Below are 17800 nucleotides of genomic sequence, written 5' to 3'. Positions count from 1 at the left end.
TTTCGTCGGTTGAGTCGGATGCTGACGTCCATTCGCCCGGTCGCGATGCGTGGCCGCCTCCAAAGCGATTGAATTCGCCAGCCAAGTCATAGTGTCTTCAGCGAGCGACAAAGGAGACCTCCAATGAAGTTACCGAGGACTGTCAGCCTGGGCGTTGCCATTGCGCCGGTCGCCGGCACCGCAGTGGCGCTCGCACAGGTCAGCGGAGCGGCTCCAGCCTGCCGCACGCGTAGGCGCTCACCTGCTGCGGCGGTTTCTCCGAGCCAATGTCGAGTCCGGCAGACTGGCGTGGCTAAATCGGAAGATTGATGGGCTTATTGTGACCACTCGTTCCCGTCAGCGACCTTTCGGGTCCGACGGACGTTCAAAGTACAAACGAGCGCATGGAGATTGGCGTGTCCTTCTCGGTCTATGACATCACTGTCCCTGTCATGGTACATGGCCTGAACGTGATGGATGATTATCTCGACCACGCTCAAGCGCTCGAGCGGAGCAAGGGATTCGATCCCGGGAGGATCCTTGGCGAACGGCTCACGCCCAGCATGCTGTCTTTCGGAGGACAGTTCTCCGTAAGCTGCAACAAGGTCGACGCGCACATGGCGAAGTTGATGCAGCGCCACCCGCCGGCACCCCGCACCACGGCGATGATGTATCCAGCATTGAAGGGGCGGCTCGTTGAGACGCGCGGCTTTCTACAAAACGTGCAGCCGGAGGAAATTGCCGGCGCGCAGTCCCACACATACGAGCTGACGCCGCCTATCGTGCGCGGGTGGTACGGCGGCGACGACTATATCCGGCACCTGGTTCTGCCTGACTTCTTCTTCCACATCTCGATTGCTCACGCGATCCTCAGGCGGCTCGGTGCGGCTATTGGGAAGCGCGACTATCTCGGTAACCTCACTCAGCAGAGCGGCGGTGATTACTCGTGAGGTGGTGGCGCGACGCACGATAACAGCCGATGCCTTCAAGCCTGGAAACGAGCTCCAGGCACATCAGTAGTGAGCGAGTTGCGAGAGGTCATTGGCGCGCGACAAGGCTTAGTTGAATTTGAGGCCGATATAGCCGAGCTGGGAGCTGCGGGTATCGACCCTCTCGTTTAGGTTCGGGCACAAGGGGATATGGCAGGCTCCTGGAAGGCGCCTCAGTCCTCCGGTCCCTCGACGGTCCGCGTCGCCTGGCATGCACGAGCCGACGGCAGTCGCCAGTTTGGCCGGATAATGGCAGCTTTGGCCGCCCGGGTGCCGTTGCAGGTAGTCCTGGTGCTCGGCCTCGGCCTGCCAGAACCGCTCCTCGGAGTTGATTTCAGTCGTGACAGGACCGGGCCACAACCCAGAGACATCGATTTCTGCGGCCGTCGCGAGCGCCGTCTCCTTCTGCCGTTCGTCGGGGGTAGAAGATGGCAGCTAGCTTGGTCCAAAGTCGCTCCTGCTCGTAGGTTGTCGGGTCGTGAAACTGGAAGAAGCGTTCAAGGATGGCCCGGTAGCTTACCACCGCGGGATCGAAGATGATCTCGATTGCCTCTGCGTGCGCTTGATGGTTGCCGTAGGTCGGATTGGGGAGGTCGCCGCCAGTGTAGCCGACGCGTGTCGAGACCACGCCTCGCACTCGCCGGGACATGGCCTGCATGCCCCAGAAGCATCCACCAGCCAACACCGCCTTTTCCGTCGCCATGTTGGAGTTCCTCTGACCGGCCACACGCCGTAGTGAGAGTACCGGTCGCCGACATGGTAAGATCATAGAAAGCGGACATCCAATCGATAACCGGCCGGGATGAGGTCGTCACGGACAGTCCTGCTACCCAGCCTCCGACAGGGCGCCTCCACGACCGGCTCTGACGTGCAGCTCGCTACGTGGAAAGCGGAGAACGAACTTACAAGCGGCTTGGGCGGTTTTGAAGGCTGACCGCCGGTATCTGATGAGCGTGATCTTTGTCTGACATCATTTGCTTTTGGCGAAAGTGGAAGAATTCGTCGCCTACAATTCCCGACCGGCATGAAATCCATACAACGTTTTCATTGGCCTGGATTGGCGGCTTCGGGCGAAATCTGAGCGCGCCAGAAACAACGCAATTTTCGATCCTGGGCAAACACACATTGCAGAAGAACTCCCGCAAACCAGAAGGACACCTACTAATGAACCTGAGACCCATTCTGTTCGGAGCATTGGCTTTTTCAACGCTTGGTGGCGGGGCTTTCGCAGGCGCTCTCGACTCGCCAGCGATGATGGCGCCGTTTTTCAATGATGCAGGAATGAAAACGATGAAGCCCAAGGCCGAATTCGAGGCCGCGTGGAAAAGCATGTCGAAGAGCGATCAGGACGCGATGATGAAAGAGTGCCAAGATGAGGCAATGAGCAAGCCTTACGCGGAATTTTGTGCGAACCTAAAGCCGCTAGGCGGCGCGAACCATTAGGCCGAAGCCCTTGATCGGCGACGGGCCTCGCGCCCGTCGTGCATGACTTGGCTGCAAGCCTACATCGAACGGCAACACTCCGTCAGTGGAAGACGGCTCATCATAAGCTGCTCGAGTCGACTTGATCGAGGCGTTTGCGTCCCCCCGCCCTGGGATCGTCGCGTGCGGCGTGGCGCCTGACGAAATGCCGGACCTTCCACATCGCTCGAACAGGTCGGCGGCTATGCGCTCGAGAACGTCAATAAAGCGATCGTCGCCCTAACCGGCGGTTTGACGAGCACGCGCCCTCCCCGCTCGTTCCACGCACGCCAGGGACTCCCACGTACAAAGACAATGAAAGGGCTGCCAACATGACAACAAATGTCCAAGAGCTGCCGAACGGCGAGCGAGACGAGCCGGCGGTGCGAAACTCGATTGCGACCTTCGCGGCAAAAATCAACCAGCTCCTTGCTGACGCTCTGTCGCTCTATCTCAAAACCAAAAACTTCCACTGGCACGTGAGCGGCCCCCATTTCCGGGATTACCACCTCATGCTGGACGAGCAGGCGAGCGACATTCTCGACCTGATCGACCCACTCGCGGAGCGCGTCCGCGCGGCCGGCAGCAGGACGATCCGCTCGCTTGGGCAGGCGGCGCGGCTGCGAACCATTGCGGACAACGATGCCGATGGCGTTGCACCGGTCGCTATGCTCGCCGAGCTCATGGAGGGCAACTTGGCCTTGGCGGCTTCGATGCGGCTGGCGCACAAGCTCTGCGACGAGTTGGACGACGTTGCGACGGCAAGCCTTCTCGAAGGGTACATAGACGCCGCCGAGAAGCGCGCGTGGTTCTTGCGCGAGGCGGCGCAGCCGCACTGATCATCGACGGATGCACTGAGCCGAAAGTTCAAAACACGATGGCGCGAGTCTGAAGCGGCGGCGTGTTCGCCAGGACTCACATTCGTTCATATCCAGAGTGAGCTCTGGTCTAGGCGGAAATCGGCGTGCGCGGACAAATACGGTCAGCGCACGCATTTCGACCGCCCACAGAATGGATCGGATGCCTGAGTTGAGCGACACGGACGAATTGCAGTGACCTCCAGCCGCGTCGAGACTGGCGCCCGCCGCTTCAGCGCCTTCCGGTGAAGTGGAATTCGATGTCGACCTTGTTCGTGATCGGGGGCGGGTCAGGAGACGTCCGCGCCGCGGGCGTGGCGTCGGGACCCGGCGCGAAGGTGATGCTCGCCGAGGGCTGCAGGTCGTGGTGCCGGTCGCGATCGAGTGTAGGCGTCAGGCGGTCGGGAATGAAATCGATAATGCAGCGGCACTTCCGTAGGGACGAACGCATTGGCAATGTGGCGTCGGCGGCTTGGTCCAGTGGCTCCGTCGACCCGGCGCCCGGCCCTTGTGCGCAGTCTGTGAAATCCTGAAGGTGAGTGCGATGATCAGCTTCTATTTCCACCCTACGCCCAATCCAGCCAAGGTGGCCCTGTTCTTGGAGGAGTCTGAGCTAACGTATGAGCTGGTGCCGGTCGACACCAGCAAAGGCGAACAACACCAGCCCTCATTTCGCGCCGTCAATCCCAATGGCAAGGTCCCTGTGATCGTCGACCCAGAAGGCCCAGGCGGAAAAAAGGTGCGGGTTTTCGATTCCAGCGCAATTCTGCTGTACCTGGCCGAGAAAACAGGCCGCTTCCTTGGTCAGCCCGCCGACCGGGGTGAGCTTTTGTCATGGCTTTTCTTCCTAGCAACAGGCCTGGGGCCCTTCTCGGGACAGGCTGTGCATTTCCAGTTTGCGGCTCCCGACGGCCTGGACTACGCCGTCAACAGATATCGCCGCGAAGTGGAGCGCCACTATCGCGTACTCGACAGTCAACTCGTCGGCCGCGACTATATCGTCCGGTCCGACTACACGATCGCCGACATGTCCGCCTGGGGCTGGATAGACCGTGCCTCACGTGTGATGAAGGGCGCCGACGATCCCTTGGCGCCGTTCCCGAACGTCAAACGCTGGTTCGCCGCAATCGATGGTCGGCCCGCCGTCGCGAGGGCGCGTGCGGTCGGAACGGATCACGAGTTCAAGAAGGTGAACGACGAGGAAACGATGCGTGCGCTCTTCCCGTCGAACTACGTCGCGGCCGACGGCTAGACCAGAGGCGACCGGATCTCATCCGGCCGCAATTGCGAGAATGGAAACCAGAACAGTACTGCATTTCCCAACGTCTGTTACGAAACTTAGCGTTCGGTGCGGGGTGTCTAGGGACCACTTGTCGTGTGGTGTCGCGTTCGCGGGTCTGTTCCTGTGACCGATATATTTTGCCGCCTGAGCGGCGAAAATCTAGGAGGATGTAGATGAACCTCGACGCGAGGGACATGGTCGTGGCTGTTTCAGATCTCTTGAGACGCGGCTACGACCACAAATACCGGATAAGGATGGCCAACTCTACGACCTGACTGCCGAGAAGCCCGTAGGTGGCGGCGGCGCCCGCGTTGATGGCGCGATAAGGTTCGAGAGCCCGCCCGAAGCGGGAGACGGTTCCAACATCTATGCGATCACCGACAGGGGGGGCGGCAGCAAGGGCTTGTTGATCGATACCTTTGATGCCTTGGACCAGGAGCGCTCGCGGGGGCTTGACGAACAGCTAAACGCGAACCGCCCCACACGTCACGACAACGGAGACTAAATAGCGAGCCGATATGGCCTGCGAAAGATATTTAAGGAGGAATTCGATCGGGATCCCGAGCGGTTTGTGCTGCGCATCGGGTTTCCTGACTTCCCCCCGTGTCCGTTAGGGCAGTCATCCTCCATGCTCGGGTTCGACACGGTGAAGCAATCCTACGTCTGTCTGGTCGCCAGCATCCTACGAGATTCCAGGGTTGAGAGAATCCCTTACCAGGGGGCTGACGTTCCCGACAACGAATGAGCGCGCAGTGGTCGGGCTTGCCGACACTGTCACCACAGCGCCGGCCCGCGGCGCCTCCTTTAAAACGACGTGAGATGAATAAGCAGATCGTGAAGCAAACAATGCTGTCGCTCGAGGCGCGCGACCTCGAGAGCGCGAGAGAAAAATACCTGGAGTATGTCGCGAGCGCCCGGCTGGATAGAAGTGAGCCGATCGAATACGATGAACAAGCGCAGGCGGAGCTCGCAAGCGACCTGTCTGAAGCCTTCGACGACACTGTTCACTCGCACTCCGACAAGATCGAGAAGCTCGACGATAGACTTCGGACCAAAGAGCAAGGTCGAAGAAGGCGCAATGCTGAAGCTACACGGTCGGTTTTTCGTTGTTGCCGTGCCGACGGCCAAATTTGCGTGCGACGGCAACGAAATTATGGGCATCTCCACGCAAGCGCCGATCTATGCTGAGTTGGAAGGCAAGCGCGCCGGTGACACGGTCTCGTTCAATGGAAGGGACCTCGTGATCGAAGAGGTCGCCTGACGGCTGCGACGCCGAATGTTGAAGGCAAGCACCCCGGCATAACGCGCGGCAAGTGATCCGGCTCTTGTGGGGTGGCTAGGGAATAAGCTGATGACGTAAGGTCTGAAGCACGGTCACGTCGTGCGCCTGAAGTGCACTCCGCACTTACTGTCGGCCGACGCTCTACGCCGCATTAACGCTTCCATGGCGCGCCGGGCGACTGGAATGGAAACGATAACAACCCGGCATTTCTAATGGTCAGCCTTTCGGGATAGCTCTGTGCAATTAACCGAGCTGACCCGAGAGACGCATGGAGTGGCCGCTAGCGTAAGGCGTCGTGATCGCCCTCTTAGATGATGCGCTATCCACGTCGCAAGGACCCGCCCAAGCAAACAAGCCATAGGAGTCACCAATGTCGTTCCGCTTCATCACCAAGTCTATGCACGCCTACCTCATCGATTATCCCGTCGCTGTCGTCTTGATCGCAGCACCGTTTGTGCTGAAGCTCGGCCAGAGCGGACCGATCGCGGTGTGGCTTTCGGTTGTTGTCGGTGTCGCGGCGCTACTCTTGCCCGCCCTTACCGACCATCCCACCGGGCTCGTCCATATCATTCCCTACTGGCTGCATCTTTGGGTCGACCGGGCCGTTGGCGTCGTGTTTGTCATCGCACCGTTCGCCTTCAAGTTTGCTGGGCTCGACGCTTGGTACTACTGGGTCCTCGCTGCCGCTGTCCTACTCACCACGTCGGTCTTTAACGCGCCTGAGGAGCCAGCCGCGACGCATTTGGGAGCGGACAGGCGTAGGGCGGCTTGAGGGCGACGATTGTCGCAGCGCTCTTCTGCGCCGCTAAGAAAACCATATGCACCGGCTAGTGGAAGGTTTCGTTCCTCGCTGCAATCGATGCCTATCGCTTCCGCAGATCTTCTCGAGTGACGCGCAGCGCAGCCTGGAACGGACAAAGCTCAATTGCGTGAGGCAGAAATGCACGGCTCGGTGCAAGACGTGCCACCAGTGATCAATGAGGCTCGCCGGGGCGGAATGCGCCAGCTGGCTTTCATATCCGCCATGGTGTCCCTGGTCGCTTCCTTTGCCGTAGCGGCCGCTCCAATCCCGCTCTACAACACCTACCGGGCGGAGGACGGGTTCACCAACGCCGGCATCTCTATGGCCGTGGTGGCGTACGCCATCGGCACTATCGCCTCACTGTTGGTGCTGGGACGTCTGTCCAATCATCTGGGCCGCCGGCTCACTTCGATCGCTAGCCTCGGTCTGCTGCTGCTGGGCTGTCTGCTGTTGCTGAATGTGCGCGACATCGAAATCCTGCTGGCCGGTCGGCTCCTGGTGGGTGTCGGCACTGGGTTGGCCAGCAGCAGCCTGACTTCCTACATCGTCGACGCCGCGCCCAGCAGGCCAGAATGGTTGGCCTCCGTCGCCTCCAGCCAGGGACCGATGCTGGGCCTCACTGTCGGCGCCATCGCCTCCGGTGCTTTGGTCCAGTTCGGCCCTTGGCCACGCGACCTCATCTATCTGGTTTGCGTCGGCTTTCTATTGCTGTCTGGTGGACTCATCTCAATCAGCCCGGAAACCGCAACTCTGACCCCGGGCGCTTGGCGATCGCTGTTGCCTCGGGTGGGCGTACCGGCCCACGTTAGGCATCTGCTCCCTGTGGCGGCAGCGGTGTTCCTGGCCACCTGGGCGACCGGAGCCTTCTACCAAGCGTTCGTGCCTGCGCTGGTGGAAGATCAACTCCAGACCCGCAGCCCGCTCATTCTCGGATTGGTGTTCGCCGCCTATATGACGCCCAGCGTTCTCGGCGCTCCTATCGGCGGCCGGTTCACATCGGCGGTCGCCCAACGCGTCGGAATGGTCATCTTCCTGACCGGAATGATCGGCGTCATCACGGCGATCGCCGCCGGCACACTTGTGTTTTTCATCATCGCAACCATCCTTGCGGGCGCCGGCCAAGGCATCGCCATCAGCGCCGCGACACGCGGTCTGTTGCGCGGCAGCACGCTAGCCGACCGCGCACCGATCTTCAGCGCGATCTATCTCCTCTGCTACAGCGGCGCCGCCTTCCCCAGCCTCATCTCCGGCAAGCTGTCCAACACTTTCTCGCTGCCGCAAATAGCCGTCGGGTACGGAGGGCTTGCCCTCCTCGCCACCTTGTTCGCGGTCATCGGTGCACGCAACCCGCACGCTTACACGACCGCGAACGACGGCTCATCGCGGTCGATAAAATGACCCAGAAAGAGAACGCCAGGACGGAAGCACAGTTGGCTGTCGCGCACCATGCTCCGCGCCGGCAAGCCGCTCTAAGTCTCCCGCCAGCCGGTCGAGCAAATCGCCACGCATCGCCAATATTCGCCCTGCTGCCTCTCCTCCCATTTGCTCTCATTGGCGACCCGGTGGTCCTGCTGGATGGGACGGTCGTTACTGATCACGAAAAGCAGGTTTACCGCGAGGCTCCGGGCGTAGATGCGATAATTATCCGGCGTGATCACGACGTCGGGATTGGTGTTGCGCTCCTGGAGCCATTCGATCGTTTGATCGACCTTGCCCTCGGCGGGCTCTTCCCAATTTTCGATATCCTGGTCGAGCGTTTGCTGGACCCTATAGGTGTACTGCAGAAACTGTACCGTCGGCTGATCACTGGCGTGCTTGATCAGACTCGCCACAAACTCCGTTTCCGTGACTGGGTAGAGGACCGGTTTTCCGACGGCGGTCATCCAGGTACCTCTTTCGCAACCGCCATTCACGTCTCCCTTTAATCCAGTAGTTTCGCGCGGGCGAAGCTTTTTCTTCACCCTTGAAGAATTTGACCCGACCGACAAGGCCTGGCTTGAGCCATTCGGCCTTTTCTTTTCAGGCCCTTCGACACCGGTCCGCCTATCTGCCCCGTTGCCGATGCTCCCAATAGGCGGCGGGCTTCTGTGGACGCACCACTGGCGGCGCGGTGCGGTTTCGGCAGCGGACGAGCTTAGCGTAAAAGCCATCGCGAAATGGAAGAGCAGCCCGCCTTGACGTAATGTTTGGCATCTCGGGGATGCGCGACCGGTGGGGAAGTCCGATGAGAGTAGCAATATTTTTCGCGGCGATCGTGATCGCTGCGACTGGTGGTGCCTTTGCCAAGGAGAAGAAAGTGGTGGTCGGTGATGCTGCGGCCCTGTGTTCTACGAAGCATTCGACCAAGAAGCCGGTGAGAGATCTGGACTGCGGTTTGACTGGCACGGCCAAATTGCCGGATGGAACAACGCCGGAAAAGCCGCGCCTCGGATACGACACCGATCCGTGGATCCTAAATGGCTTTTAAAGCTGGCTTCAGATAGCCGCCAACTTGCAGCGTGGCCGGATGGAAGCGTTTTCAGGTACTTGGAACGACACTCGCATGAAATTCCAACACAACCACACGAGTATCCCCTTTTACGCGAAATGCGGGGTCCGATTCCACGGTCATTGCCGTTCAATCGTATCCGTCCTGTCCATTTCGCCTGTGGCGGAGCTTGTTGAACCGCAAACCGAGTGTAAGGCGTGATGCGGAAGATTCCGAGCCGCAACCCTCGCCACGACAACAAATGGGGCGCCCGCAGCATGTCGCTGGCCGACGCCATGGATCCCAAAAACATCCTTTGTTACGAGATGAACGGGACTCCCTTGCCGCCTGATAATGGCTTCCCGTTGCGGCTTATAGCGCCTGGCTGGTATGGGATCGCGAATGCGAAATGGCTACAGCGTATCGATGTGCGCGACCAGCGCTTCGAGAACCGTTTCATGGGACGCGACTACGTCACACGGCGCGAGGAGGACCACAACGGCGAGACTGTATGGGTGGAGACTTCTGTCGGGCGGGCGCGGCTGAAATCGGCACCGGCCCGGGTCACTCATATCGGCAATGACTATCGCATTGTCGGGGCCGCCTGGGGCGCGCCGATCGACCGGGTTGAGGTGAAAGTCGACGATGGGCCGTGGATGCTGGCGGCCATCGATGAGACGGACAAGGCGGACTTTGCTTGGAAGATATGGTCGGTCAACTGGCCCAAGCCCTCCGCCGGGGAGCACAGCGTCACCTCGCGGGCGGTCAGTACAGAGGGGCAAGTTCAACCGGCTATGGACGATCCTTTGATTGCAAAAAAGCACACATACTGGGAGAGCAATGGCCAGGTAACGCGGCACGTCAATATCGTTTGAGAAGCGTGCTCGAAAATTCCCTTGGGTGAAGCGCATGCGCGAGACTCGCATGCGCTTTCGCCAAGGGCAGCGGTTATACTGAGCCGACAAATCGCTTGCCTAGGTGTGACGCGCGGACCTTGGCGAGCCCAACCCGGCACGCCGCCGGAATGGGTAGCCCGCCTAGACGGGAGGCTACCATGAAAGTTGCATCGCTACTTGCAGTCGGCTGGATCATATCCTGCGCAATCGCCCCCTTTGCTTCGGCCGAGGACGCGCACACTGTGACCACTCCCAGCGAGGTTAAGTGGGGTCCGGGCCCCAAAACGCTTCCTGCTGGAGCAGAGTTGGCAATCCTGTACGGCGATCCGGCCAAGGAAGGTCCGTTTGCCCTTCGGCTCAAATAGCCGGCTGGGTATGCGATCGCGCCCCATACGCATCCGGGGCTTGAAGTTGACACAGTAATATCGGGAACCATTAATCTTGGCATGGGCGAGACCGCCAACCGTAGCGCCGTCAAAGCAATTCCTGCGGGCAGCTACTTCGCTTTGCCGCCAGGCATGGCGCATTTTGCATATTTCGACGAAGAGACGGTGCTCCAGCTCACCACTAACGGCCCGTGGGGCATAAAGTACATCAATCCGGCCGACGATCCTCGAAAGACGAAATAGCTACGAAGGCTCGAAAACGACAGGGTGGTGTGGACCCAGACGAGGTCGCCGCCGGCACTGACGAGACTAGCCAAGATAGTCTCAAGTGCACAACTTGCGCGCGCTGGGCAAGCGGGCATTTTTGGCAATGAGACGAGAACTCGCGCGGCTGCGGAGAAGTCAAGACTAGCTGCAAGAGAGCAGGGTTTCCGAACGCAGATCAAAACCAAGACAAGGGAGCTTGCCTCGCTCGTCGGACAGAGTCGCTCTCCGAAAGGCGTACTTGTGTCGATACGTGAGATGACCGAGGCTATCCTGCCTTGCCTATAATCGGATTTGTACGTCGATACTGCGGGATTCTGGGTATCAGGTGGCGCGGAGGTTTGGGCGGGAGCATCCTTCTGCAGGCAACCGATCCCGATCTGCGGCATGGCGGTTGCGGCAGTGGTTGTGCTGGAACGACACTTTTCCGGAGGGCGGCTATGCGAATTTTTATGACGCTCTGCGTCGCAGCCGCCGCTCTCCTTTTGGATGCGCCACAAAAGGCTGCAGGAGCAAGCTTTGATTGTTCTCGTGCGAGACTTTCCGTCGAGCGCATGATCTGTGCTGATGCATTGCTCTCCGATCTGGACGAGAAACTGTACGCGGCTTTTCAAGCGATTGACGGCCGGAAGGCACCGGAACTCGTGGCTGCTCAGAAACGTTGGATCAAGCAGAGAAACAAATGCACCGCTCCGACATGCGTTTCCACTTTGTACAGGGAGCGGATTTTCGAACTGTCCCAACTGGGTGCCACCGCGCAGGCAGTTCCAGGCAGCACAGCGGCATCTGCGTCTACGACACCTGCTGCAAGACTGGCGGGGGACGCTCGCAAGCAGGTTCTGAAGCTTCCGAGCCAAAACGATATTTACGTTCAGAACGCCGACGTGCTTGTTCAATTGATTCAAAAATTGCCAAGGGACATTCGTGATCTCCGATTTTTCCAGAATTACGACATAAGGTTAAGATCGTATTTTCAATTCCTTACCGCAGATCAGCAGCAAAGATATTCCAAGGTAATGGACGATTGGTGGCAGACAACCTTGAAAGAAATCGGCGGGCATCCCATTGCTGTTAGCGACATCACTCTCCTACAACTTATCGCGCCCAATTTCCCTCCTGAGCGTCAGGCGCAATTGCGCGAACTAGTGGGCAGTGCTCTTTCCTCTGGTCCCGGTCCCGCCCTTACGAACGCGGACACGCTATCGATCGAGGACGGAGTTGCTGTCGAGCCTACGGATCGGGAGATTTGGGAAGGCACTGCGCCGTGCGCGCCGAAGAATACGACGTATGACTTCGTTGTCCTTGGGTCGATCGATAAGGCGAATTCCGCCTATGTGATGTCGCGGGGAGATCAGCAGACGATCGTGCGATACGCAGCAAAATACGACCTGACCATCGGCACCATCGATCTCTCCGAAATGAGCATCATCCGCAACAATGATTTCGTCACGCTTCCCAAATCCGCGAACGTGGAACTTGAGGATGGCGGATCCACGCTGGCGATGCATCTTGCGCCATCCTGTGAGGTGCGTTTGCAGAGAAAGAAGTTTCCTGAGGCGGTCCTGCAGGCGATCTCGCACGCTAAAGCCGATCCGGCATATGTACCGGCGCAAGGCCTTCCGTTCTGCGTGAGCATGTTGGCGTGGTCGCATCAGATTCAAACTGGCGCGCCTAAACTCGACCTGACCAAGAACATTACGACAGACCCCCCCATGAAGCTGCTGATCGCCAGCGCATTCCACGATTCGATGACCAGGAAGTTCCTGGGGCGTCCGCTGACCACACTGGATACGCGACAGAAAGGAGACCAGGAAATCTGGTTCAGATGGACGGAGCTTGCGCGCGAGTGCCTGGCTCATCCGCTCTATTTCGACGACAGCCCCGCGCTGGTGAAAATAATACTTCCGTACTTGAACCATCTAGGTGACGAAGATGGCGAATTGGCGATCATCTCCACCGTGGAGAACCGCGTCAAACAGGTGGCCCAGGCTGGGGCAAATTTCAGTGCGACGGCCGATGGCTTCATGAAATTGCGGGCATATGTCTCGCCGCTCGAGATGCAATTGGAGCCGGTGCTGATGCAGGTTCGCCAAGCCGTGCTCAAGCCCCTGATCGACCGCGAGGCGGAGATCGCAATCGTCGCCGTGCATGCGGAGCCACCGGCAAAGCAAGGCAGTCCAAGACCGCTCGACAGGTTGAGCGTCATTGCGGATATGATCGACGCCCTGAGAAGTGCGGACCAAGCCGCAGAAGTCGCTTCGGCTGAGACCGTCGCTATCGGGATCGTCAATGCGGATTTGACGGAGATAATCGCGCTCGGCCGCACCCATGTCGAGTACGTCGGGGCGGACATATTCTCGCTCAGCCACCTGCAACAGTGGAAGAGCAAGACCGAAAACGAGCTCGGGAGATTTTCAGAATTCGCTTCCTACAAGACCGCCATGCAATCTGCCTCGCAGGAGATAGACGGCGTAATTCCGCAAGTCGTGGCCGGGCTGGCGAGCGTCGTGACCCAAGCCACGGACATCGGCGAGATCGGGACCATATCGAGCGCCGTCGCGGAGCTCCAATCCGGCCATTCCGACGTCATGACATCTCCCATGTGGCAGGCTTACATGCGCGGCCTCGACGGATGGTTTGCGGCCCATACGACGGGCAGTGCCGCGGTCGCCGGGACATCACCAGCCAGCCATGGCCAGAATGTGGCTTCGATCTTCCACTCCCCCGAGTTGAAGAATCGGCAGCTTGTGGGGGCGATTTTTGATCACGATTTCTTAGCGCTCAGAAACGATCAGGCGGACGCCTTCGCCGCTATCGTGGGGATGGTCAGGCCGATCAATCAGGCCTGCCCGGGAACCCTCACGGAAAAATTATTGCGAGCAGTGCTTCAGCGAGGACTGGGATCGGGCGTATTCGGGACCAGCGAAGATGCTCAGAACAACAATGCAGAGTTCCTGTTGCAGGAGGGGCAGTGGCTTGGAAAAGCCCTCAATAACCCCGGGCAGTTCATGAACGACATGGTCCGAGACGCGGCCGCTCAGGATCGCGCCGAGGCCGATGGACAACTCGTCACCGACATTTCCTGTAAAGACCCCGACATGCAAACCTTTTTTGCAAATGCCGAGGAATTCCTCGCAGACCCGACAAGCGGAATTCCAAATGATAAACTGGGCGTAGCCGAGATGTGTACGAAGGCCCTACCTGCAAACCAACCCGAGACGGCGCCTTATTGTGCTTGCGCAGGTCCTATTCTTGAACAGCGGTTGACTGCGGTTGAAGGCGCTTACCTGAAGTCCGATCCGCGCCGGAACTACTCGACCGTGGTCAACCTTCTGCCGAGCGTCAGTGAGGATCTAAGAAAGTGCCAGCAGTAGCACCACCTTGTTCTTCTGGTACATTGGCCGCGCGACTGATAGTTGCCATGCTGTCGGTTGGCATGTCGCTTGCGCCGGCACGGGCGACATCCCTCTACGACTTCTTTGTCAACTACCGCAGGCAGGATACCGATCTTCAGATCGCATTCTCTACAGAGGTTTTGCGCAGCGCGCGGCTCCAGAACGGAAAGCTGGCCGGCTGTATCGAGAAGAACTTTGTGAAGCACGGCCCGGCCTTCCTGCCCGTCTACGATGCCTTCAAAATCAAGCTTTATTCGACAATCACCCCCGCAAAAACCGGCGTCGAACAGTCCATCGTTGAGGCGATTTCCGAAACGTGCAATCCGGCCGCGCTGGCGGCATACCCCGACCTGGCGCGCGATAACGTGAGCGTTCATCCTACCGACGCTTTCCATTCCGAGTACCAGGACGATGCCGCCAGGCTGGGTGCTGCCACGATCGCGGTGAATACTCAGCTGGCGCGCGTCACTTCCGAGGGCGATGACGCCTATGCTGGCTGTCTGAACGAGAAGCTCGTTACCACTGACGGCGCGATCCCGGACGCGTTGGGTGATGACAAGACGGCATGGGCCTTGGGTGCGGAAGGACAAATTCTTGGAGCAATCATCTATTTCTGCAAGGAGCAGACGAATACTGCGTCCCGGAGAAGCCGGGGCAGTACCGTCCCACCGCCGAATCCGACTTCCACGACCCGATCTTCCGGAACCAACTGCAATTGATCGAAAGCGTAGCTGTTCAGCCGGGCATTGCAGCGGTTCATGCCGGCCCGGACAAACCAGCCGCCGATTCCCGTCGGCCATCCCCGCACCGGATCATAGGGCAGTTCCTCTAGCCGGAGCAACTCCGCTTTGCCCGATCGGTCCGATGAGAGCACCTCTCCCGCCAGTGGGCCACAACGTCCGAACACCGCAATGGTTATCGTTCTGATGAGAGGGCGCGCTTCGGGCTTGTTATCTTTTGAAAAGCCTCGAGGGTGGCTCCGCAAGAATGATGCGACTTCCGTCCGGGTCTGAAAACTGAGCGATTCTTCCGTCAAGGTGAAATTAGGGGCCGCAAGCGAGAGGTCGGCTGTCGGCATCGAGCAGCTCATCCACGCTCCACTTGACGGCGCGTGCCACTCCAGCCGATGTCGGGCTTATCTACGTCGATGGCGGGACCTGCCCCTGACCACGCTTTATGCGCGGCCTATGCAAGACCAGATGCCCTTCGCGTCGGATTTGATTGGTAGTCGCGCATTCTCACCGCAGCTGCCCAGAACAGGGCGGGGGGAGAAGCTCAAGATTTTGTCGAAACACCGCTGCTTTACATTCGCGGCGCGGATGAGCCTGGCGACATCAATCGTTATATCGACGGCTTTTCGTAGCGTTGGCATTCGCAGCATCCGCTGCGCCACTATTAAGGATTGCGGGCACCTTGCGCCCGAAGAACAGGCTGCTACGACACGCCGTGAACTTATCGTTTCCTGCGCCTCGTCGGGATGATCTAAAATACCACTTGGCACCAAGAGGGCGATGAATGACGAAACACCGCATCTATTCGATGAGCTTCGCCAAGGTGTATCCCCTTCTCGTCGCCAAGGCGGAGAAGAACGGCCGCACAAAGGCTGACGTCGACGAGGTAATTCGTTGGCTGACAGGTTACTCGCAAAAAGCGCTCAATGGCCAAATTGAGAAAAAGACGACCTATGAGGACTTCTTCGCACAAGCGCCCAAAATGAATCCATCGAGGTCCATGATAACCGGCGTCGTTTGCGGAGTCCGGATCGAAACTATCGAAGAACCCACAATGCGGGAGATCCGATATTTAGACAAAATGGTCGATGAGCTCGCCAAGGGCAAAGTGATGGACAAGATACTCCGCGCATAGTTCGCGCAAAGCGGTTTTCGACCCGACGCAGATCAAACCTCGGCGGATGCGCAAGGGGAATGCCGTCTCCTGCGGCCGAGCCCCACGTCTCGGCCGATGGGGAACCCCGCAACGGCCCAAGAGTGAAGTGCCGAGCATGCGTTCTTCAATATAGAAGGCGCGCTTGCTTCGGTCGGGACCTCTCCGAAGGATGTCGTCGTCGTACACGTCTTTGTGCCCGATCGTCAGGACAAGGAGATCGTCAACCGGCTTGTGGCCGAAAAGTTCCGCGGTATCCATCCAGCAAACACGACACTGTGTATGCCTTTGGGAAAGCCCGAACTGAAAGTCGAGATAGAGATCACAGCCTATCGGCGTCGGCGACCGGAAGAGCCGGAAAATAGACTGGCAGTTCACCTCGGCTGACGACTACATGGGGTGCGTGCATCGATTGCAGCAGGCATGAGGCCATCCGCCAACGTGCCGCTGCTTCTTGCGGTTATTAGCTTGCGAGAACAGCCGACTCATCAGTTTGATGAACATCGTCACAGCATCGTCGGTGAGCTTCTGGCCCAGATTCATGCGCCCGATCAGCGAGTCGCGACGGCTGGCATGATCCGCCACTATTCTCTTTCGCCCGGCCGATTTGCTGGAAAACCAGCTACGGCGCCGTGAACCCAATCAACTCGGCTTTGCCATCCAACTTTGCCTAATGCGCTACCCCGGCCGGCCACTGGCCCCTAATGAGGTTCCACCGAAAGCGATGCTCGACTATGTTGCCGGCAAATAGATGCAAGTCCGGTCGGCTACGCGAGCGGCTTTGGAAATGTTCGAGCCAGCACAAATCCGGGACCGACAGCCACGGGCAAACGGTGCGATTGATCGGGTCGCGCCACACATTTCAAAACCCCTGCGACCGGCGCCACCCAACCTCAAGCAAGTCACCGACTTCAACGAGCTCCATCGGCGGCCTCTTCCAACTCGGTCGCCTGCTGCACAATCCAGTTTTCGAAAGTGCGGATCAGGAGCGTCCGCCGCGTCGCGCGCGGATACACCAGATAGTAAGCGCCCTGCGTCGGCACTCTCAAACCGAAGGGTGCGATCAGGCGTCCCGTGCGCAGATCGTCCTCGACGAAGGCGCGCTGCGCCATCACGATGCCGAGTTCATCGGTAGCCGCCTGGTAGGCGAGCGCCGAATTCTCGAATTTGAGGCCGCTATTGCCGTCGACCGTCGTCACGCCAGCGGCATGAAGCCAGGCAGGCCAGTCATCCGGTCTGTGCATCGAACAGAGCAGGACGTAACGGACCAGATCCTTCGGCTCGACGAGAGGCGATGAGCTGCCAATCAGGCCAGGGCTGCAGACCGGCAGCACGATCTCCCCGAACAATCGCCTGCAATAGAGGCCCGGTGGAGGCTCCGAGCCGGAATGGATGCAGACGTCTATCTCCTCGCGATCGAAATCGACCTGCTGGTGCGAAGTAGTGATCTGCACGTCCACATCCCGATTGAGTGCGTGAAAACGGGCGAGCCGCGGCACGAACCAGCGGATGGCGAAGGTCGGGGGCAGCTTGATGCGCAATCTGTTGCCTTCCGGTTTTTCCTGAATGCGCCGCGTCTGCGCCTCGATCTGGTCGAAGGCGACGCGCAGCACAGCAGCCAGAGCCGCCCCCTCGGACGTCGTCTCTACTCCGCGCCTGAGCCGTAGGCACAAGGTTGTGCCGAGCCAGTTCTCAAGCTGGTGCAGATGGCGGCTGACCGCACCCTGGGTCACTGAGAGTTCCTGGGCGGCGCGTGTCAGGCTGCCGTTGCGCGCCGTCGCCTCAAAGGCGCGCAAGGCATTCAAGGGAGGAAGTCGGCGCGACATGTGCTATGCCTTTTCCTGATGGCAAAAGAG

General features: G+C 59.2%; 13 protein-coding genes and 4 pseudogenes. 14 read left to right on the top strand and 3 right to left on the bottom strand.

Annotated elements, in window-relative coordinates; translation table 11 throughout:
• The first annotated feature begins 395 nt into the window (after nucleotides 1-395).
• Nucleotides 396-929, top strand: a complete 534-nt coding sequence (locus FJ443_RS25125; RefSeq protein WP_181165396.1) for a DUF1993 family protein — start codon at nucleotides 396-398, stop codon at nucleotides 927-929.
• A 212-nt stretch (nucleotides 930-1141) separates the two neighbouring features.
• Here FJ443_RS25125 and msrA read toward each other — a convergent pair.
• Nucleotides 1142-1671, bottom strand: a pseudogene (msrA, locus tag FJ443_RS25120) (peptide-methionine (S)-S-oxide reductase MsrA).
• A 257-nt stretch (nucleotides 1672-1928) separates the two neighbouring features.
• On the opposite strand from msrA, the gene FJ443_RS32105 reads away from it, so the two are divergent.
• The 6 genes from FJ443_RS32105 (at nucleotide 1929) to FJ443_RS25080 (ending at nucleotide 8050) form a co-directional block, all read left to right on the top strand.
• Nucleotides 1929-2411, top strand: coding sequence for a hypothetical protein (locus FJ443_RS32105; protein WP_318013163.1), 483 nt, complete (start codon nucleotides 1929-1931; stop codon nucleotides 2409-2411).
• Nucleotides 2412-2761: 350 nt separating this feature from the next.
• The gene (locus FJ443_RS25110) at nucleotides 2762-3268 is read left to right on the top strand and encodes a DNA starvation/stationary phase protection protein (protein ID WP_140501480.1); all 507 of its coding nucleotides are present in this window, start codon (nucleotides 2762-2764) and stop codon (nucleotides 3266-3268) included.
• Nucleotides 3269-3830: 562 nt separating this feature from the next.
• Nucleotides 3831-4538, top strand: coding sequence for a glutathione S-transferase N-terminal domain-containing protein (locus tag FJ443_RS25100; RefSeq protein WP_140522747.1), 708 nt, complete (start codon nucleotides 3831-3833; stop codon nucleotides 4536-4538).
• 1108 nt (nucleotides 4539-5646) lie between these two features.
• Complete coding sequence (locus tag FJ443_RS31805) at nucleotides 5647-5829, top strand: hypothetical protein (RefSeq protein WP_224656240.1); 183 nt, start codon at nucleotides 5647-5649, stop codon at nucleotides 5827-5829.
• Nucleotides 5830-6220: 391 nt separating this feature from the next.
• Entirely contained in the window at nucleotides 6221-6622 is a 402-nt protein-coding gene (locus tag FJ443_RS25085; protein WP_140522749.1) for a hypothetical protein, read from the top strand.
• Between the two features lie 153 nt (nucleotides 6623-6775).
• The gene (locus FJ443_RS25080; RefSeq protein WP_224656239.1) at nucleotides 6776-8050 is read left to right on the top strand and encodes an MFS transporter; all 1275 of its coding nucleotides are present in this window, start codon (nucleotides 6776-6778) and stop codon (nucleotides 8048-8050) included.
• A 71-nt stretch (nucleotides 8051-8121) separates the two neighbouring features.
• On the opposite strand, the gene FJ443_RS25075 is transcribed toward FJ443_RS25080, so the two are convergent.
• Nucleotides 8122-8535, bottom strand: a complete 414-nt coding sequence (locus tag FJ443_RS25075) for a hypothetical protein (protein WP_140501470.1) — start codon at nucleotides 8533-8535, stop codon at nucleotides 8122-8124.
• 341 nt (nucleotides 8536-8876) lie between these two features.
• Between FJ443_RS25075 and FJ443_RS25065 the strand changes: the two genes are divergently transcribed.
• The 7 genes and pseudogenes from FJ443_RS25065 to FJ443_RS25020 form a co-directional block, all read left to right on the top strand.
• Nucleotides 8877-9119 carry a hypothetical protein gene (locus tag FJ443_RS25065; RefSeq protein WP_140522750.1) on the top strand — a complete coding sequence of 81 codons (243 nt, stop codon included), beginning with the start codon at nucleotides 8877-8879 and terminating at the stop codon, nucleotides 9117-9119.
• A 263-nt stretch (nucleotides 9120-9382) separates the two neighbouring features.
• Nucleotides 9383-9994 (top strand): annotated as a pseudogene (locus tag FJ443_RS25060) (molybdopterin-dependent oxidoreductase); the annotation flags it as partial.
• A gap of 179 nt (nucleotides 9995-10173) precedes the next feature.
• Nucleotides 10174-10644, top strand: a pseudogene (locus FJ443_RS25055) (cupin domain-containing protein).
• Between the two features lie 461 nt (nucleotides 10645-11105).
• The gene (locus tag FJ443_RS25050) at nucleotides 11106-14039 is read left to right on the top strand and encodes a lysozyme inhibitor LprI family protein (RefSeq protein ID WP_140565795.1); all 2934 of its coding nucleotides are present in this window, start codon (nucleotides 11106-11108) and stop codon (nucleotides 14037-14039) included.
• A 47-nt stretch (nucleotides 14040-14086) separates the two neighbouring features.
• On the top strand, nucleotides 14087-14779 hold the full coding sequence (locus tag FJ443_RS25045) for a hypothetical protein (RefSeq protein WP_140522756.1): 693 nt from the start codon (nucleotides 14087-14089) through the stop codon (nucleotides 14777-14779).
• A 796-nt stretch (nucleotides 14780-15575) separates the two neighbouring features.
• Nucleotides 15576-15926 carry a DUF2200 domain-containing protein gene (locus FJ443_RS25035; protein WP_140522758.1) on the top strand — a complete coding sequence of 117 codons (351 nt, stop codon included), beginning with the start codon at nucleotides 15576-15578 and terminating at the stop codon, nucleotides 15924-15926.
• Nucleotides 15927-16517: 591 nt separating this feature from the next.
• A pseudogene (locus FJ443_RS25020) lies at nucleotides 16518-16686 on the top strand (DUF4158 domain-containing protein); the annotation flags it as partial.
• Nucleotides 16687-16855: 169 nt separating this feature from the next.
• Here the strand turns inward: FJ443_RS25020 and gcvA are convergent.
• On the bottom strand, nucleotides 16856-17770 hold the full coding sequence (gene gcvA / locus FJ443_RS25015; RefSeq protein WP_140522762.1) for a transcriptional regulator GcvA: 915 nt from the start codon (nucleotides 17768-17770) through the stop codon (nucleotides 16856-16858).
• Between the last annotated feature and the right edge of the window lie 30 nt (nucleotides 17771-17800).

The sequence above is a fragment of the Mesorhizobium sp. B2-6-1 genome, assembly GCF_006440475.1.
Taxonomy (GTDB): domain Bacteria; phylum Pseudomonadota; class Alphaproteobacteria; order Rhizobiales; family Rhizobiaceae; genus Mesorhizobium.
The sequence above is the reverse complement of the archived record's forward strand: the minus strand, read 5'-3'. Positions and strand labels throughout refer to the sequence as shown.